This window comes from Pedobacter africanus (genome assembly GCF_900176535.1).
Classification (GTDB): Bacteria; Bacteroidota; Bacteroidia; order Sphingobacteriales; family Sphingobacteriaceae; genus Pedobacter; species Pedobacter africanus.
Genome location: NZ_FWXT01000001.1, coordinates 2293589 through 2310988, shown reverse-complemented (window position 1 = coordinate 2310988; position 17400 = coordinate 2293589). Strand labels below are relative to the sequence as shown.

Sequence of the window (17400 nt, the reverse complement as noted above, 5' to 3'; positions counted from 1 at the left end):
AATATAAAACCTACTTAAAATTAATCTATATGAAAAGAAAACTACTCCTGTTATTTATGGGTATAGGACTTTGCATTACGCAGGTCGCTGCCCAGCAAATAACGCTAAAAGGTAAAGTTACATCGGCAAGCGACAACGCTCCATTGCCAGGTGTATCCGTAAAAATAAAAGGAAAACCCGGTGGAGCCAGCACTGATGGCGCAGGAAATTATTCCATTACCGCCCAAAGCGGAGATGTTCTGGTTTTTAGTTTTTTAGGAATGCTAAATCAGGAAATCCCGGTAACCGGGAGTGGCATGGTCAATGTAAAACTACAGGAAGACAGCCAGATATTAAAGGAAGTAGCTGTTACCGCTTTTGGTGTAAAACAGGAAGTCAGGGGCCTCGGTTTCTCAACGCAAAACGTCAAGGCCCAGGATATTGTAAACTCTCAGCAGCCCAATGTGGTCAATGCGTTGCAAGGTAAGGTGGCGGGTGTACAGATTACCAATTCCAGTGGTGCTGCAGGATCATCGGCCAACATTATGATACGGGGAGGAAGCTCTCTTAGCGGGAGTAATCAGCCTTTGTTTATTCTGGATGGTATTCCGGTAGACAATAGCACTCCGGTGTCTCAGGGAGGTCTGGTTGCTTCGGTTGCGCCTGCTTCGAACCGGGCTATAGATATTAACCCGGAAGATATTGAAACGATTACCGTATTGAAAGGTCCTGCTGCTGCTGCCTTGTATGGGATCCGTGCAGCTTCAGGGGCCATTGTTATTACCACCAAGAAGGGTTCGGGAGGTGCAGCCAGGATTGTTTATCAGAATAATTTTTCATTTGATCACATCAATAAACTTCCGGAGCTTCAGTCGCAGTTTAAACAAGGTGAGCAGGGTGCAGCTAACGCCACAGCATTGGGCTCCTGGGGCCCAGCTTTTACTGCTGGTGAAACAATTTATGATAACCTGGAAAGTGTTTTTAAAAATGCTTTTGCACAAACCCACGATGTTTCGGTAAGCGGCAGTACAGACAATTCCCATTATTATACTTCAGGGTCTTTTTTGGAACAGGGTTCAATTGTTGACAATTCAACTTTTGGAAAGAAATCTTTCCGGATAAATGCCGATACTAAGGTTGGTGAAAAGCTAACCATTGGAGGGAATGCCAATTATATTCGTACCGACAGGAGCTATCTTTCTCAGGGGAGCTTTAACGGCATTATGGGTGGGCTTTCCTGGCCCCGTAGCCTCGATATGAAAGATTACCTGAATCCTGACGGCTCACAGAAAATTATCAATTCCACAGGAACAGACAACCCTTTCTGGACCATAAATAAAAAACCTTTTACCAGTAAAGTAAACCGGATGATTGTACAGGGGAACCTGGATTACAATCCTTTTAGCTTTTTGAATTTTACCTACCGGATAGGTACGGATTATTATACCGAAAACTTTAAATCTGTAAGAATGCCGGGGACATTAGAGCCCAATGTAAATAGAGGTTCGATCATCCAGTCTGTGGCCAATAACCAGATCACAACATCAACAGCCATTTTAACCGGCAAAAAGAAAATAGGTGCAGAGATAAACCTTAGCCTTTCTGTAGGAAATAACATTGAAGTAAGCTCCTTGCAGACTTCTACAGCCACTGCTCTTAATTTTATCGACCCTACGTTTGCCAGTATCAATAACTCCAAACCTTCTGACCGGACGACTTCAGAAGAGTTAAGGCGAAGAAGGATATTCAGCTGGTTCGGAGATTTTAATATAGACTGGAAAGGCATCGCCTATGTAAATTTTAAAGGCAGGAATGACTGGTCTTCTACCTTGCCGGTAAAAGACAGGTCGTTCTTTTATCCTTCAGTGAGCGCGGCTTTGATTGTCACCGATCTTTTAAAAGAAATGGGGGCCAAATCTGATGATCGTGTTTTCTCCTATGGAAAGATAAGGGCAGCCTATTCTAATGTAGGTAAAGATGCTTCTCCATATTCATTAACCACTTCATTGGCTACATTGACAAATGATTTTACAATTAACCCAAGAGGGTTCATTATCAATTCAAACAATGCTTTTGGTAACCCATTACTGGTGCCGGAGTTTACACGTGCTTTTGAGGTAGGGGCCGACCTAAGGTTTATAAAAAATCGTTTGGGTATTGACGTAACCTATTATTTCAGCAAATCTGATAACCAGATATTACAGCTGCGTACCCCGCCATCCTCCGGATCTTTCCTGGCCACCCTAAACGGAGGGTCTATACGAAATAAAGGGATTGAAGTAATATTGAATGGCAGGCCTGTAGCAGGCGACGATTTTAAATGGTCAATAGATGTTAACTTTGCGCACAATACTTCTGTTGTAAAAGCCTTGCCCGCAAAGATTGACCGGATTGAACTTTCTGATGCCTGGGCAGCATCCAATGTAGCGCAGGGAGCCGCTTTTTTGAATGGAAGTTTATTTGGAATAAACGGGAATGTGTGGAAAAGAAATGCCCAGGGGCAACTCTTGCTCAACAACGCGGGCTATCCACAAGTGCAAACTGCCCTGGCCAATATTGGCGACAGGAATCCTGATTTTACAATGGGGATAACCAATACCTTCAATTATAAAGATTTTATGTTCTCTTTTATGGTAGATGTCCGTTCTGGCGGGCAGGTATTTAATGCCACAGAAAATGCCCTGGTCAGATCGGGCTTAAGCCTGAAAACTTTAGACAGGGGAACAAAGGTGTTTGATGGGATCATCGAGTCGACCGGTGTTCAAAATACCATAGCGGTTCCGTTAAATCAGAATTATTACCAGACAATATATGCCAATCAGGGCTATGATTTTGTGGAAGATGGAAGCTGGGTAAGGTTGAGATATGCTACGCTTAGCTACAATATGCCCACAAAATACCTGGGTAAATTAAAGCTTAAAGGCCTTTCATTTACGGTTACCGGGCGTAACCTGCTACTAATTACCGATTATTCTGGTGTAGACCCTGAAGTTTCGGGCAGTGGCGCAGGTGTAGGCGGAACAGGCTCATTTGGTTTTGACAACTTGGGGGTCCCGGCTACCAGGGGTTTTGACTTAGGTTTAAAATTAACATTGTAACGAGGAGGACTGACGATGAATACAATATATAAAAAGGGGCTGGTTTATCTGGTTTTGGCTATGGCCATTGTAACCCCATCATGTAAGAAATTTCTGGATGTAAATACGGATCCAAATAATCCAACGAAGGTAACCGCAGCGAACAGGCTGGTTGGTGCCATTACGACTTCTAATGGTGCAGCCATGTGGCGGGGCGCCAGGGAAATTGCAGGCGTAACCCAGTATGGCGTTACCAAGCTTTTAACCGGCACAAACCTGAATGCAGAGACCTGGCGCTTTACCGCAAGTTATTTTGCATGGCAAAATACTTATGTGTTTACGATGCCAAATTGTATCGATTTGATCAATCTGGGAGAAGAGGAAGGAAGCCCTTGTTTTGTTGGCGCCGGAAAAACCTTATTAGCGATGAACTTTGGTATGCTTGCTGACCAATATGGTGCTATTGTTATCGATGAATTTTATAACGGGAAAACCCAGCTTTCCCTAACGCCTAAAATGCAGGATCAGCAGACCGCTTATCAGCGGATAGATAAATTATTGGATGAAGCAATATTGGCATTCAATAACCCGGTAAACAACAGTACATTAAATTCGGCCGCGGGCGATATCATGTACCAGGGAAACATAGATAAATGGAAACGTTTTGCCTGGGCATTAAAGGCCAGGTACCTGAACCATCTTTCTAAAAAAGGCACACTTTATAATCCCGCAAAAATTATCGAAGCCTGTGGTAATGCCTTTAATGCAGATGGGATGGACGCTGAATTCCCTTATCTGGCCGGCGCGCTCCCGACCGATGAAAACCCGTGGTTTAGCTGGGGTGGCTTTACAGTGCCGCCTGGTACAACGCCTAACGACAATACCTATAATCCAAGGTATTTTGCCTGGAGCCAGTTTTTTGTAAACATGCTAACCACTTTGCCCGTTACCAATACCATTAGGCAAGATCCCCGGATCAGTAAAATTATGCAGCCGGCGTTATCAGATGGGCAATATCGCGGCTTGCGGTCTGGTGGTGGCTTAACCGGAGGGCAGGGCATTTTAGCGAATGGCCAGAATGGCGATGCTACCAAGAAAAATGCCAATGATTACGGGCTTTTTAGTAATAGCGGCTTCTATACGAAGCAAACGTCACCTTTTCCGTTTATTACCTATTCTGAAGTGAAACTTATTGAAGCAGAAGCCCGGCTCAGATCGGGGGATATTCCTGGCGCACTGGCGGCCTATGAGGAAGGTGTTAAAGCCAATATGCGTAAGCTGGGCGTTGCGAGCGGTGACATCACTACTTATTGGACAGCTCAGCTCGCCGACGGATTAAATGCACATTTTGCAAATCTGACGCAGGGTTTAAGTCATATCATGAGGCAAAAGTACATTTCCCTATGTTTAAATCCTGAGACCTGGGTGGATATGCGCCGGTCTGATTTTAGTCAGGCTATATATGGGCCATCACTGCTGAGGCCCTTAAACCTGAATACGGTCATCTTTGATGCAGGCAATCCGAACCAGTGGATTAGGGGAATGGTTTACGAGAGCAATGAACAAACCCGTAACCCGGATAATGTTGGAGACAATTCAGAAAAATACAGGTTGCTTACACCGTTATGGTGGGATACAAATTAATTCTAAAGTCTGCGCCCTGATTTAAGGGCGCAGATTACTTTGTTAAGCAATTATTGCTATTTTTGTGGCATGGCAAATTTTACATTAACCCCTGAAACCTGGCAAAAGGTTAAAATTAAATTTCTTAGAAAATACCGTGATCTGGCACAGGTTGAATTGTCTTTTACACCCGGACAGGAAGACCAGCTGGTAGAGCAGCTGATGGATCTTGTAAAAAGAGACCGGGCATATATTGAATTTACCATTAATAAAGCACTCGCCGATCCGGCAGGAAACAGACTTTAATTTGTTATCCTGTTATTGATATACAGGGCTTTTTTGTAAATTTACTCTGATAGATTGATGAACCCCATCTGCTTACGATGAAAATATATAAAATTGCCGCAGCCGCTCTTCTTCTTGCCTTTGCATCCTTAAGCTGGTCTTTCAGGGAAGACCTGTTCCAGGTATCTAAAAACCTGGATATTTTTGCCTCCCTTTATAAGGAAGTGAACATTAATTATGTGGAAGAAACCAATGCTTCCAGTCTGATGCGCAGCAGTATTGACGCCATGCTCGAAAAACTGGATCCCTATACAGAATATGTTCCTGAATCGGAAGTAGAAGACTATAAACTGAAATATGTTAGTACCCAGTACGGTGGCATAGGGGCAAGCACTATCTTTATTGAAGGGAAACTGTTTGTGAACGAGGTTAGTGAAGGATACCCTGCTGATAAACAAGGACTGAAGCCTGGTGACCAGCTCGTAAAGATCAATGGCAATGAGGTGAAGGGCAAGGAACGGGCACAGGTGAGCCAGCTGTTGCGCGGGCCACGGGGGTCGGCTGTAGAATTGCTGATCATCAGAGATGGAAGCGTGATGACCAAAAACCTGATCCGTGATGAGATTAAACAGCCTAACGTCTCTTATTCGGGCATGACAGCTGATAATATTGCCTATATCCGTTTGGACAAGTTTCTGGAAAATTCTGCCCAGGAAGTGAAAGATGCTGCGGTTACGCTCGGTAAACTACAGCCCAAAGGCATGGTGCTAGACCTGCGCTACAACGGTGGTGGAATATTACAGGAGGCAGTTAAGATCGTAAACATCTTTGTAAATAAGGACGTGCTGATTGTGACCCAGAAAGGACGTAACCCGCAGAAGACCATCAGCTACAAAACCCAGAACCAGCCGCTATTCCCTGATATCCCATTGGTAGTGCTGATCAGTGGTTCTTCTGCATCTGCATCGGAAATTGTTGCAGGAGCGCTTCAGGACCTGGACAGGGCAATTATTGTGGGGCAACGTAGCTTTGGCAAGGGCCTGGTACAGCAAACCTTTAACCTGCCTTATAACAGCCTGGTAAAAGTTACTGTAGCTAAATATTTTACCCCTTCGGGCAGGTGTATACAGGCCATGGATTATGCCCATAAAGATGCCAACGGTAAAACCCTGAAAATTGCAGATTCATTGATGACCAAATTCAATACAAAGACGGGCCGTAGTGTTTATGATGGGAACGGTGTTTACCCGGATGTGGTGGTCAATACCCCTAAATATAGCCCGATAACCATATCCCTGCTCAACAAGAACCTGTTTTTTGATTACGCGAACAGCTATAAAAAGAACAATAAAGCAATTGCGCCTGCGGGCTCTTTCCAGCTTACAGATGCCGATTATGCAGCTTTTGTGAGTTCGCTGGCCGGAAAGGATTATTCCTATACCTCTCGTACCGAACGCCTGTTGTCTGATTTAAGGACAGAGGCTGAAAAGGAAAATAAACTTCCGGCAGTAAAAGCCGATCTGGATGATTTGAAGGAAAAAATGCTGGGTGCCAAAAAAACTGACCTGACCACATTTAAGCCAGAAATAAAAAGGGCACTGGAAACACAGATTGTAAGCCGTTACTACTACGAAAGAGGTAAGGTAGAACAGGCCTTTCAGTACGATAAGGAGTTGAACGCAGCCAGGGGCTTGCTGAACAACAACACCAAAATGTTAGCTATCCTAAAGGGAGAAGGGGAGTATAAAACAATCGGCAGCCCTATTAAAACAATAGCAGCTGCCGTAGATCATAATTGATAGTTCTTTTTATTCTGCGTGGTGCAGTTTAACAACCAGGCCATCCATGGCGGGGTTTAACTGCAGCTGGCAGGCCAGTCTTGAATTGGGCAATACATCCGGTAGGGTATCCAGCATGGCGTATTCATCGTCGCTCATTTCATTGAGCTTGTCTTCGCCTTCCAGCACATCTACACAGCAGGTAGCGCAAAGCGCCATACCTCCGCAGGTGGCCAAAATATCATATTCACAGGCCTTGAGGTATTCCATAAGGCTCAAGCCCATATCTGTAGGTGCCTCCAGGGCAACCCGGCTTCCGTCGGGGTGTTGTACGTGTACGGTAATGTTGTTTTCCATGTTTAAAACTCTGATACACCGTTTACAGTGGTATATTTCATGGTGTATTTAATTCCTGGGTTCATATATTGGTAAGCGCTGTGGCTCATCAGGGCAGCTTCGTGGAAACCGCAAAGGATCAGCTTTAGCTTATTGGTATAGGTATTGATGTCACCAATGGCATACACTCCCGGGATATTTGTTGAATAATCGTCTGTATTTACTTCAATGGCGCTTTTACTGATGTTCAGGTTCCATTGTTCGATAGGGCCTAATTTAGGGCTTAAACCAAATAACGGGATCAGGTGATCAGCAGCAACAGTGGTCGTTTCCAGGCTCTTGTTATGGATCAGCTCTACGCTTTCCAGCTTGCCATTTCCACTTACCGAATTCAGGTTACTGTTTAATACGAGATTGATGCGTCCGCTTTCAGCCAGTTCCATTACCTTGTTTACCGAATCAGGTGCGCCACGGAAACTCTCGCTACGGTGAACCAGGGTCAGCTCATCAACAACATCAGCTAAAAAGATGGTCCAGTCCAGGGCAGAATCGCCACCTCCGGCAATCACCATTTTTTGTCCGCGGTATTTTTCAGGATCAAGGATCATATAATTTACGCCTCTGCCGTTTTCGAACTGCTCGAGTCCGGCTACAGCAGGTTTGCGCGGCTCAAAACAACCTAAGCCCCCGGCAATAACCACAACCTTTGCTTCTATAATGGTACCCATATTGGTGGTTAGCACAAAGTCGGCCTCACCACGTTTTTCAAGCCCTTCAATACGCTCGCCTAAGGTGAAGCCCGGATGAAAAGGCTTGGCTTGCTCCATCAGGTTATCGATTAACTCCTGAGCCAAAACAGTAGGGTAGCCAGGGATGTCGTAAATAGGTTTTTTTGGATATATTTCAGATAGCTGTCCACCTACCTGTGGAAGGTAATCTATTAAATGGCAACGCATTTTTAATAAACCTGCTTCGAAAATCGCAAATAAACCAACGGGTCCGGCGCCAATGATGGCTATGTCAGTAGAAATCATAGTTTAAAATTTGTGCGAATTTACGAACTTTTGTTATCAATAACGATTCTATTTTATAAAATCTATAAAGCCTGTAGGATTTATTTAAACTGAAGGGCCCATAATATTCTTTATCTTTGCCAGGTATTCATGAAAAAGAACATTTATTTCGCTTCAGATTTTCATCTTGGTTCGCCTGATCATGCCGAAAGCAGGTTGCGGGAAGATCGTATTGTAAGGTGGTTAAATTCCATAGAATCAACCTGTAGTGAGTTGTTTTTGATGGGCGATACCTTTGACTTCTGGTTTGAATACCGTACGGTTGTGCCCAAAGGTTTCATTAGGCTGCAGGGTAAGCTGGCCGCGATGACAGATGCCGGAATAAAGATTTATTTCTTTAAGGGTAACCATGATATGTGGGTTAAAACCTATTTCACAGAGGAGATGGGTATTGAAATTGTGAGCGATGAAATGGTAATGGAAAGGTCGGGAAAACGCTTCTTTTTACATCATGGTGACGGTTTAGGCCCGGGCGATAATAAGTATAAAATATTAAGAAAGATTTTCAGGAACCCGGTTTGCCAGTGGCTGTTTGCGTTGGTGCCGCCGCGTATCGGATTGGGCATTGCCACCTGGTGGTCGGGCAAAAGCAGGCTTGCAAGTAGCAAGGAAGAGGTGTTTGAAAGTGTAGAAAAAGAGTGGCTTGCGGTATATGCCAGGGAATTGCTGCAAGAACAGCATTACGATTATTTTATTTTTGGCCACCGGCACCTGCCTTTGAGTATTGATCTGGATAGTAAAAGTAAATACATCAATATTGGGGAATGGATCAACTTCAACTCCTACGCGGTATTCGATGGCAATGATTTAAGTCTGAATTACTTCGAAAAAAATTAAACGAAAAAGCCTATTTTTGTTGTCCGAAATAAAAACCGCCTGCCCGGGCCAGATCAGATCCTGGAATGATGCTGATTTTTTTGGCCAGGCAGCATGAAATATTTTCTGAAAGAAAGCATATGTTAGATAAATTAGAAGCCATTAAACTGCGTTGGGAAGATGTTGAAGAGCAGCTGAGTAACCCTGATACCGTGCAGGACATGAAGCGTTTTGCAGCTTTAAACAAGGAGTACAAGGATTTGGGGAAGATTGTAGAGGAATATAAAGTTTACAAAAATGTAATGAGTAACATCGACGCGAATAAAGACATCCTGGTAAATGAAAAGGATGCTGAATTGCGTGAGATGGCGAAAGAGGAACTGGAACTGCTGCTGAAACAGCAGGAAGAAATGGAAGAAAGGGTTCGTCTGATGCTGATCCCTAAAGATCCGGAGGATGCAAAAAATGCGGTATTCGAGATCAGAGGCGGAACAGGTGGTGATGAAGCTGCACTATTTGCCGGCGACCTTTACCGGATGTATAGCCGTTTCTTTGAGCAGAAAGGTTGGACTGTAGAAACCATTGATGTAACTGAAGGTACTGCCGGCGGTTACAAAGAGGTAATCCTTAAAGTAAGCGGCGACGATGTATACGGGCAGCTCAAATACGAATCTGGTGTACACCGGGTACAACGCGTGCCTGACACAGAAACCCAGGGCCGTGTGCATACCTCGGCAGCATCGGTAGCGGTATTGCCGGAAGCAGAAGAGATTGACCTGTACATCAACCCAGCCGATATTGACCTGCAGACTTCACGTTCTGGTGGTGCAGGTGGGCAGAATGTAAATAAAGTGGAAACTAAAGTGCAGCTTACCCACAGGCCTTCGGGTATTGTGGTGGTTTGCCAGAAAGAGCGCTCGCAGCTGGGCAACAGGATCATCGCCATGGAGATGCTGAGGAGTAAGCTTTATGATATAGAACTGCAGAAGAAAAATGGTGACATCGCTGCAAAACGTAAAACCATGGTATCTACCGGTGACCGCTCTGCAAAGATCCGTACCTATAACTATCCGCAGGGAAGGGTTACCGATCACCGCATTGGATTGACACTTTATAACCTGAACGGCATTATGGATGGCGGGGTGCAGGAACTGATAGATGCGTTACAGTTCGCAGAGAATGCAGAGAAGTTAAAAGAAGGTGCTGTAATTTAAGGACTTGCAATTATTTTAAAATAAATGTTGCAAAGTTAAATAAACACCCTATATTTGCAATCCCGAAACGAAACAACGATACAGAAACGGGAAAAACGGACCGGTAGTTCAGCTGGTTAGAATGCCGCCCTGTCACGGCGGAGGTCGCGGGTTCGAGTCCCGTCCGGTCCGCAAAAGCGAAAATTTGTTCAAAATTGAATAGATTTTCGCTTTTTTGTTTGGCATTATTCTGATTTTTAGATAGTTACAATGCGCTAGACGAGTTCGATATATTTTTACATCGTCATTAATTCAGAATCAAACTAATGCGCGGATAAAATCTGGCCGTTTGTAATCATCTAAATATTAGCTTTTTATGTTTTTATTTAATGCATCTATAGATGTCCTTTTCCTAAAATGTGTTGAGAGCGAACGGTACTCGAACCTGCTTAAATTGCATTTAAGCATCCATTTTTATATTTGAATAAGAATCTATACGGTAGTTTTACTAACAACTTTAGCGAAAACAGAGAGAAAATATAAAATCCTGCTAGCTGTCGCATCTCCTAATTTCAATTTACCTCCGTGAATAATGTCTTCTAGTTTTATAATTGTTTGGGTATAGAAAGCCGGATCCATAGATTCTTCGTAATACATTGTTTTTTCGGGTGCTTTCTGAGTCAGGCAATCTAGTTCAAACAGGATACCGACATCGGCATTAATCATTGTTCCTAGTTCAAATTCAATCTTTGGTAAGATAACGGGATATAACATTATATTCATCAGCTTTCTTTTATCAAAGCATTCCATTAAGGAAAAAGTTCTGCCAAATCTGGATAGTTTAAGTTTCTCTTTTTTTAGAGAATCAGAGTTTTTTTTTGAGATTATCTCCGCACGCTGGAGGTCAGCTCCGAGCATATGAATCTTACTCTCACAATCTTTTTTTATGAGTATATAGTCTTCATCTTCGATCTCGCCAATGAGTAATAATTCTTTTGCCTTAACTAACCTGTCGATCAGCTTGTCGATAGCTATAGAAATACTCTTTTCTGTAACTGCTACAATATTATAAGAGTCTTTACCGATATGCTTGAGTACGTCCTCATAAACATCAAGATACTTTTGTCCCAATCTCAACTTCTCGAATTCCTGAATAAAAAGTTGGTTAATTCCATCGGCCCTTGTACGGAAGCCGCATGGATAGCTGCAATGATAATAATGATAACGTTTACCCTTCTTTCCCCGAGATGCACTACCGGTAAGCATTTTGCTGCAAAGAGGACATAATAGAAAGCCACGCAGAAATAGTGGGTCGTTGGCCCTTAAATGATGTATCGGTTGATTCATTCGAGCCTTCTGGATAACCTCTTGTACTCTAAAAAATAAAGATTCAGTTATTAAAGGTGTATGCAGTCCTTGTACCAATGTGGAAGATTCATTTTCGAATGCCGGCACTACTATTCTACCATAATAAAATGGATTTCTGAGCAAACGTCGGAAGTTTGAACGGCTGCACTTTAGGCCATTAAGGGTAATTCCGGTGTAGATCGAGTTTATATTGTCGTGGTTTTCAGCTACCAGGTTGAAAGCCCTTCTGATAAATGTCGCCTCCGGTTCCTTCGGAATGATCTCCCGTTTCCTGTCCGGAGCTATTAGACTTTTATATCCTAATGGTACGTGCGCGGTCCAGCGGCCTTCTTGTTTCGCCTTATGGATTCCTTGTCTCACATTGAGTGATCGTCGATCGTTTTCTGCTTCGGATGTGGCAAGGTAAACGCCAAGTATTATCTTGTTCTCGGGAATAGAGAGATCGAGCTCCTGATCAATTGCCTGTGGCTGTATCCCCAAGTTGCGAAGCTGCGAGATCATGTAGTAAGCATCTCCCGTGTTTCTGCTGAATCTATCCCATTTGGTAAATAGGAGCAAGCCAGGGCGTGATCGTTTATTACGTCTTATTCTTGTCATCATGGAACACCATGCTGGCCGGTTGAAAGACTTTGCCGAGTGATCTTCAAAAACAATATCCCAAACGCTGATGTTGCGAGCAAGGCAAAATCTTGTCAAGCGATCCAATTGTGTTCGTTGGGAGTAGCCTTTTAAAGCCTGCTCATCTGTGCTGACACGGATATATAGATATGCCGCTTGCATTCAACATCCTTTCTGTTAAAGGATGTAATTATATAGTAGTTTCCATAAAAGTAGAATCATATTCAATTATGGAGAACAATTTATACCGTGCATTATTAGTGAATATTAAATGACAAAGTATTATATTCGTATAAAGTGTTTCAAATTTATTAACCTCTCAGTATGCCGATAACGCCACAACAAATTCAAAACGCCAATTTAATTCAAGATGCAGCAGCACAAGATCTAGCCCCAACAATTCGCTTGGTTGCAGGGCCTGGAACAGGAAAGTCATTTGTTATTGAAAGAAGAGTGCATTGGCTTCTCTCAAGTCAAAACATTCATCCAGAATCAATAATCGCAGTGTCTTTTACTAGGGCTGCTGCTAAAGATCTAAAAGATAGAATATATAGTTACTGTGCAAATCATAATCAAGGTAACGTAACTGATGTAAAAATCTCAACATTGCACGCTCTTGCGCTATATATGCTGAGACAAACAGGAAACCTGGCCTTGTACCCCACTGAACCTGCTATTATGGATGACTGGGAATTGAGTAATGTCTTTGATGCGGAGTTTTCCAACTCGGCAAATATCACTCCTACTAGAAGCGGCGATATAAGAAGAGACCATGAGGCATTTTGGAGTACCGGTGTGTGGAATCCGGCAAACCTTCCAGTACTGGCAGTCCCTGTAACACAAGCGGATCGGGCATCATTTAATGGGTTTTATGGACCGCGCACACAAACCTATTCTTGCGTTTTGCCGGGTGAAATGGTAAGGACTTGTGTCACTCAAATTCAATCAGGGCTTATTGATCCTGTCGCAATACTGGGAGTCCGACATCTAATTGTTGACGAAGTTCAAGATCTTAATCCTTGTGATTTTGAGTTTATTAACGCCCTGATTATTCGGGGTGTCAATGTGTTTATTTCAGGTGATGATGACCAGAGTGTATATTCATTTCGATTTGCCTTTCCTCAAGGAATTCAGAATTTCACCAACGTTTATCCTGCGTCAACCAATCACGTGTTAAATCATTGTTTTAGATGTACACCTTCTATTTTAACCGCAGCTCAAAACGTTATCCTAAATTATCCTGCTCCGAATAGAATTCCCAAACAGTTGACTTCAGTTTATACCGCATCCAACCCAATAAATAATGGATTTACACAATCAAATGCTTTTAATAGTCCAGTTCAGGAAGCAAGGTACATAGCGCTGTCATGCCAACAATTAATTAATAGTGGTATTCCTCCAAAGGAAATAATGATTCTAATTAGTAATAGGAGACTGCAGCTAAGTGCAATTACAAATGCATTGGACGCTCTTAACATTGGTTATGATGCTAATCAACGAGAAGATTTCAAGGATTCTGATCATGGACGATTTCTACAGTCGTTATTACGCATAAAAAGTAATGAAAATGACTATGTTGCACATAGAATCATGTTAGGAACCCCCAGAGGAATTGGTTTAGGAACATGCAGAAATATTGCAGATAAAGTCATTGCTAACAATCTAAATTATCATGATTTATTTTATAACCAACTACCTCCACAGGTCTTCGGAGGGCGTGAAATTACTGCTATTAATAAAGTAATTACAAACATCGCAGTATTTCAGACTTGGAATCTTACTGATACGATCGGCCTTAGAGCTAACGACATTGATCAAATATTTCTGAACAATTTTACCCAAGTAGAAGTAACTAATTGGAGGGGGTTTATTGCTGGGCTTCCAGTTGATATGACCCTAGAGGAATTGAAAGATTTTTTGCAAACAGATTCACAAGAGGAAAAAGACAAAATATTGACTGTAATCAATGCACGTGTAAACCCTGGTCCTCAAAATCAAGTCGCAGTAGCGATAATCGATAAAATACGCATCATGTCCTTTCACTCATCAAAAGGGCTTAGTGCAAAAATCGTTTTCATACCTGGACTGGAAGAAACCATTTTTCCAAGCGTACCGGCTCAGAACGCACCGGGTCTAATTTTAGAAAATGCGAGACTTTTTTATGTGGCAATTACACGTGCTAAAGCTGCCTGTATACTAAGCTATACAAGATTCAGAAATATATTTGGCGCAAATACTGCGATGAATCCTTCGCGATTTTGTGCTGCAACCGGTACAGTATTTAGCCAACAGAATAATAATTCGTTGACGCCCGCCGAATTAATTTTGATAACGACAAGCATTGCAAATTTATAATGTAAAAACCACTAAATATATCCTTTAGGCATTATACAAACCGGTATATAATAGTTTTAACTCTCAGATTTAAAGTGCTTTCTGATTATATTTATTTATCTTAGCTAATATTTAAATATATGGGTCACGAACGTATCGGTACCTTACCTAAAAGTGAACGTTGGAAGAGTATTGTTAATAGTATCAGTGATTATACTGATGCCGAGGATACAATTGTAGAAATTGCTGCACAGACTACAAAAAACGTTAGAAAAAGATTTCAAGACATTAATACTGATGCCGGTGTTTTCGGGGCTTTCAAATTCATAATAACTCTTTCACATTTCGCAAAATCAGATAACGCGCTTGACAGGTTAGCAGAGGAAGGTATTGTTCTCCCGAAAAATTTTAATCTGTATGATCTTGCATTTTGTATTCAGAATTATATTTCTCAAAATGAGGATTCAAAAGAATACTCGTCATTTGCTACCCAGTCAATTATAGAAACTATAAGTGACTGGGCTAGGTCGCATCAGACAAATCAGCAGAGTTTATTTGACTCTAATGATACGGGTTTGGAGATTTGGCAACAGGCTTCTAATGGTGCAGGTTTTTGTGAACTTTCCAGATTATTCTTTTCGAAATTTACCGAACGATATTTAAAATATTTTTTAGAGCGAGAAGCTGCTTCTGGAATTGATAATCTTTACGATAGAACTCAATTTAATAAAAATTTAGAAACCCATATTGACAGAATTTCAAAGCATGCATTTGAAACTTCAAAAATAACTCAATCATTTGCCGCTGCATGGTTTAATAAATATGCAAAAGAGAAATTGCCTAGCAACAAACGTATAAAAGGGTTTCTTTCTTTTGCTTTTCAAAAAATAAACAGTGAACTAATAAGAGAAGAAATAAAATATGATTAACTCCAACAGCCATATAGTTTTATGTGGTGGAGTTAGTCCTTCTCCTCACAAAACGAAAAAATATGCCTCCAACCATATCCATAGATTAATTATTGATCCATCTAATCCTGGACACAATATAAATCTTGAACTACCACATTTCATTCAGCTGGTAAATTGTCATTTTCCGGATCGAATTAAAGATTTGTTGGAGATTGCAGGATACGTTTACGCGGCTGACAGAATGATTGGGCGTGGGGCCAATAACAGCCTTGAATATCATAGTTGGTCAAGGCAATTAAATTTCATTATAAGAGTTCGAGATGTTTCTTTCTGGTCAAACCCAGAGATTACAAAACGTTTGTCTGATGCATTAACTTTCGTATCCGGTGATCAAGGATATTCTTTTATTTTCAAAGATGGGGGGGCTGATATTGGACAAAAAAGTCTTTACGATCATGAGGCAATCCAGTTACAAAAGAGAGAGAACTCTATTATTGGACTTTTTTCTGGTGGCTTGGACTCTTTGGCTGGCGCCCTAGAAATCCTAACTACAACTGACAAAAATCTAATCCTAGTTAGTCATCGCTCCAATACAACCGGTGTCTCCAAAATCCAGAAAGGTATACACCGACTTCTTGAAACTGATTTCCCAGGCAGGATCCAGTACTTTGCTTTCTATTGTAACCTTCACGGAGAAAGGGCTGTTGAGGAAACGCAACGTACACGAATATTTCTATATACCGCAATTGCGTATTCTCTGTCAACATTGGCCTCAGAAAAGGAAATTCATGTATTTGAAAATGGAGTTACATCCCTTAATTTTTCAAAAAGAGCTGATTTGGTTAATGCTCGTGCAAGCAGAACAACTCACCCACAAACATTAAAATTACTGGAAAACTTCTATTCCGCGGTTGGCGAAGAACAGCGACCAATTGTTCATCCATTTCTTTATAATACAAAAACAGATATCTTTAACAAGATCAAGGCTGCGGGTAAGGTAAATTATATTAATTCAACAATCTCTTGCACAAAAACATTTCTCAGTTTTGAAAATAATTCTCAGGCAACACATTGTGGTGGATGCTCACAATGCGTTGATAGAAGATTAGCTGCTTTTGCATCTGACTTACAGGATTTTGATGCAATTTATGATATCGATATAGCGAAAGATCCCATCACAAGTCCAGAATCCCGTACACATTTGAATGACTATATTAGGGCAATCGTAAAGTACAATAATTTTACTGAAATGAATTTTCAGTATGAAATGTTGGCGGCGTTAACTGACATCATCCCATATTTAGAGGGGCAGAGACCATCAGAAAAGGCGATGCGCATTTACGACCTGCTTAAAACGCATACTAGTCAAGTGTTAAACGCAATTAGAAACATTCAGCTTTTGCAAGATCCGCTCAAACCTAAAATTGCAAATACGTTGAATGCCTACATCGATGAGAGGATGCATCTTAAACCACCTATTGAATGTCTTATTGAAACAATCAAGGCTAAACTAACTATCGCGATACCCCAGGCGTTCGAACATGAAAAGCCGAAGCATGAAAATGCATTGAATGATGTAATACATGCGCTAATTCAAGGTGAGAGTATTGATTACGGAAGAGAATACCCAACCATAAAATTCTCAATTGCTCGTGTTATTCCCGATCATTCCTTTTTAGAAATTTATGATCTTCTCATTGAGGCTAAGTATCTGCGTGGAAACACATCAAAAGCAGCTATTACAGATCAGATCGGTGCCGACATTACGAAATATCCTAAGGAAAAATATAAGCTCTTTATAATTTATGATCCCGAAAGGAAAATCGCAAATGATGTTAACTTTTCAAAGGATATTGAAAAACAACCAAACTGCAAGGTATTTATAATTCGATAAATCTTCAAAAGTACGAGACAATAAGAGCTATTCTTGCGATAACTAAATTACCATCCATCTGAGATGTTTATAATTTTAATCTCCTTTTTCTTTTGTTACCGGGCTTTGCTGAAGT

The 17400-nt window shown here is 41.6% G+C and carries 12 protein-coding genes and 1 tRNA gene; 10 read left to right on the top strand and 3 right to left on the bottom strand.

The window, feature by feature from the left end; translation table 11 throughout:
• The first annotated feature begins 29 nt into the window (after positions 1–29).
• The 4 genes from B9A91_RS09520 to B9A91_RS09505 all read left to right on the top strand — a co-directional run bounded on the left by B9A91_RS09520 (position 30) and on the right by B9A91_RS09505 (position 6763).
• The gene (locus tag B9A91_RS09520; protein ID WP_084238103.1) at positions 30–3077 is read left to right on the top strand and encodes a SusC/RagA family TonB-linked outer membrane protein; all 3048 of its coding nucleotides are present in this window, start codon (positions 30–32) and stop codon (positions 3075–3077) included.
• A 15-nt stretch (positions 3078–3092) separates the two neighbouring features.
• Positions 3093–4700, top strand: a complete 1608-nt coding sequence (locus B9A91_RS09515) for a SusD/RagB family nutrient-binding outer membrane lipoprotein (RefSeq protein WP_084238102.1) — start codon at positions 3093–3095, stop codon at positions 4698–4700.
• Positions 4701–4769: 69 nt separating this feature from the next.
• Positions 4770–4985, top strand: coding sequence for a hypothetical protein (locus B9A91_RS09510; protein ID WP_084238101.1), 216 nt, complete (start codon positions 4770–4772; stop codon positions 4983–4985).
• 77 nt (positions 4986–5062) lie between these two features.
• On the top strand, positions 5063–6763 hold the full coding sequence (locus B9A91_RS09505; protein WP_084238100.1) for a S41 family peptidase: 1701 nt from the start codon (positions 5063–5065) through the stop codon (positions 6761–6763).
• A 9-nt stretch (positions 6764–6772) separates the two neighbouring features.
• On the opposite strand, the gene B9A91_RS09500 is transcribed toward B9A91_RS09505, so the two are convergent.
• Positions 6773–7099, bottom strand: a complete 327-nt coding sequence (locus B9A91_RS09500; RefSeq protein ID WP_084238099.1) for a 2Fe-2S iron-sulfur cluster-binding protein — start codon at positions 7097–7099, stop codon at positions 6773–6775.
• Between the two features lie 2 nt (positions 7100–7101).
• Positions 7102–8112, bottom strand: coding sequence for an NAD(P)/FAD-dependent oxidoreductase (locus tag B9A91_RS09495; RefSeq protein ID WP_084238098.1), 1011 nt, complete (start codon positions 8110–8112; stop codon positions 7102–7104).
• A gap of 129 nt (positions 8113–8241) precedes the next feature.
• Here B9A91_RS09495 and B9A91_RS09490 point away from each other — a divergent pair, with 129 nt between their 5' ends.
• The 3 genes from B9A91_RS09490 (at position 8242) to B9A91_RS09480 (ending at position 10352) form a co-directional block, all read left to right on the top strand.
• Positions 8242–8988 (top strand): UDP-2,3-diacylglucosamine diphosphatase, encoded by a 747-nt coding sequence (locus B9A91_RS09490; RefSeq protein WP_084238097.1) that lies wholly within the window; start codon positions 8242–8244, stop codon positions 8986–8988.
• Positions 8989–9107: 119 nt separating this feature from the next.
• The gene (gene prfA / locus B9A91_RS09485) at positions 9108–10181 is read left to right on the top strand and encodes a peptide chain release factor 1 (protein WP_084239657.1); all 1074 of its coding nucleotides are present in this window, start codon (positions 9108–9110) and stop codon (positions 10179–10181) included.
• A gap of 97 nt (positions 10182–10278) precedes the next feature.
• A tRNA-Asp gene (locus tag B9A91_RS09480) sits at positions 10279–10352 on the top strand.
• 300 nt (positions 10353–10652) lie between these two features.
• Here the strand turns inward: B9A91_RS09480 and B9A91_RS09475 are convergent.
• On the bottom strand, positions 10653–12308 hold the full coding sequence (locus B9A91_RS09475; protein ID WP_084238096.1) for a recombinase family protein: 1656 nt from the start codon (positions 12306–12308) through the stop codon (positions 10653–10655).
• Between the two features lie 162 nt (positions 12309–12470).
• On the opposite strand from B9A91_RS09475, the gene B9A91_RS09470 reads away from it, so the two are divergent.
• From B9A91_RS09470 to B9A91_RS09460, 3 genes are all read left to right on the top strand, one after another.
• Positions 12471–14501, top strand: coding sequence for an ATP-dependent helicase (locus B9A91_RS09470; RefSeq protein ID WP_084238095.1), 2031 nt, complete (start codon positions 12471–12473; stop codon positions 14499–14501).
• A gap of 119 nt (positions 14502–14620) precedes the next feature.
• A complete protein-coding gene (locus B9A91_RS09465; protein WP_084238094.1) occupies positions 14621–15409 on the top strand; it encodes a hypothetical protein in 789 nt (262 codons plus the stop codon).
• Entirely contained in the window at positions 15402–17285 is a 1884-nt protein-coding gene (locus B9A91_RS09460; protein WP_084238093.1) for a PD-(D/E)XK nuclease domain-containing protein, read from the top strand. The genes B9A91_RS09465 and B9A91_RS09460 overlap by 8 nt, the downstream gene beginning before the upstream one ends.
• Positions 17286–17400: the final 115 nt, after the last annotated feature.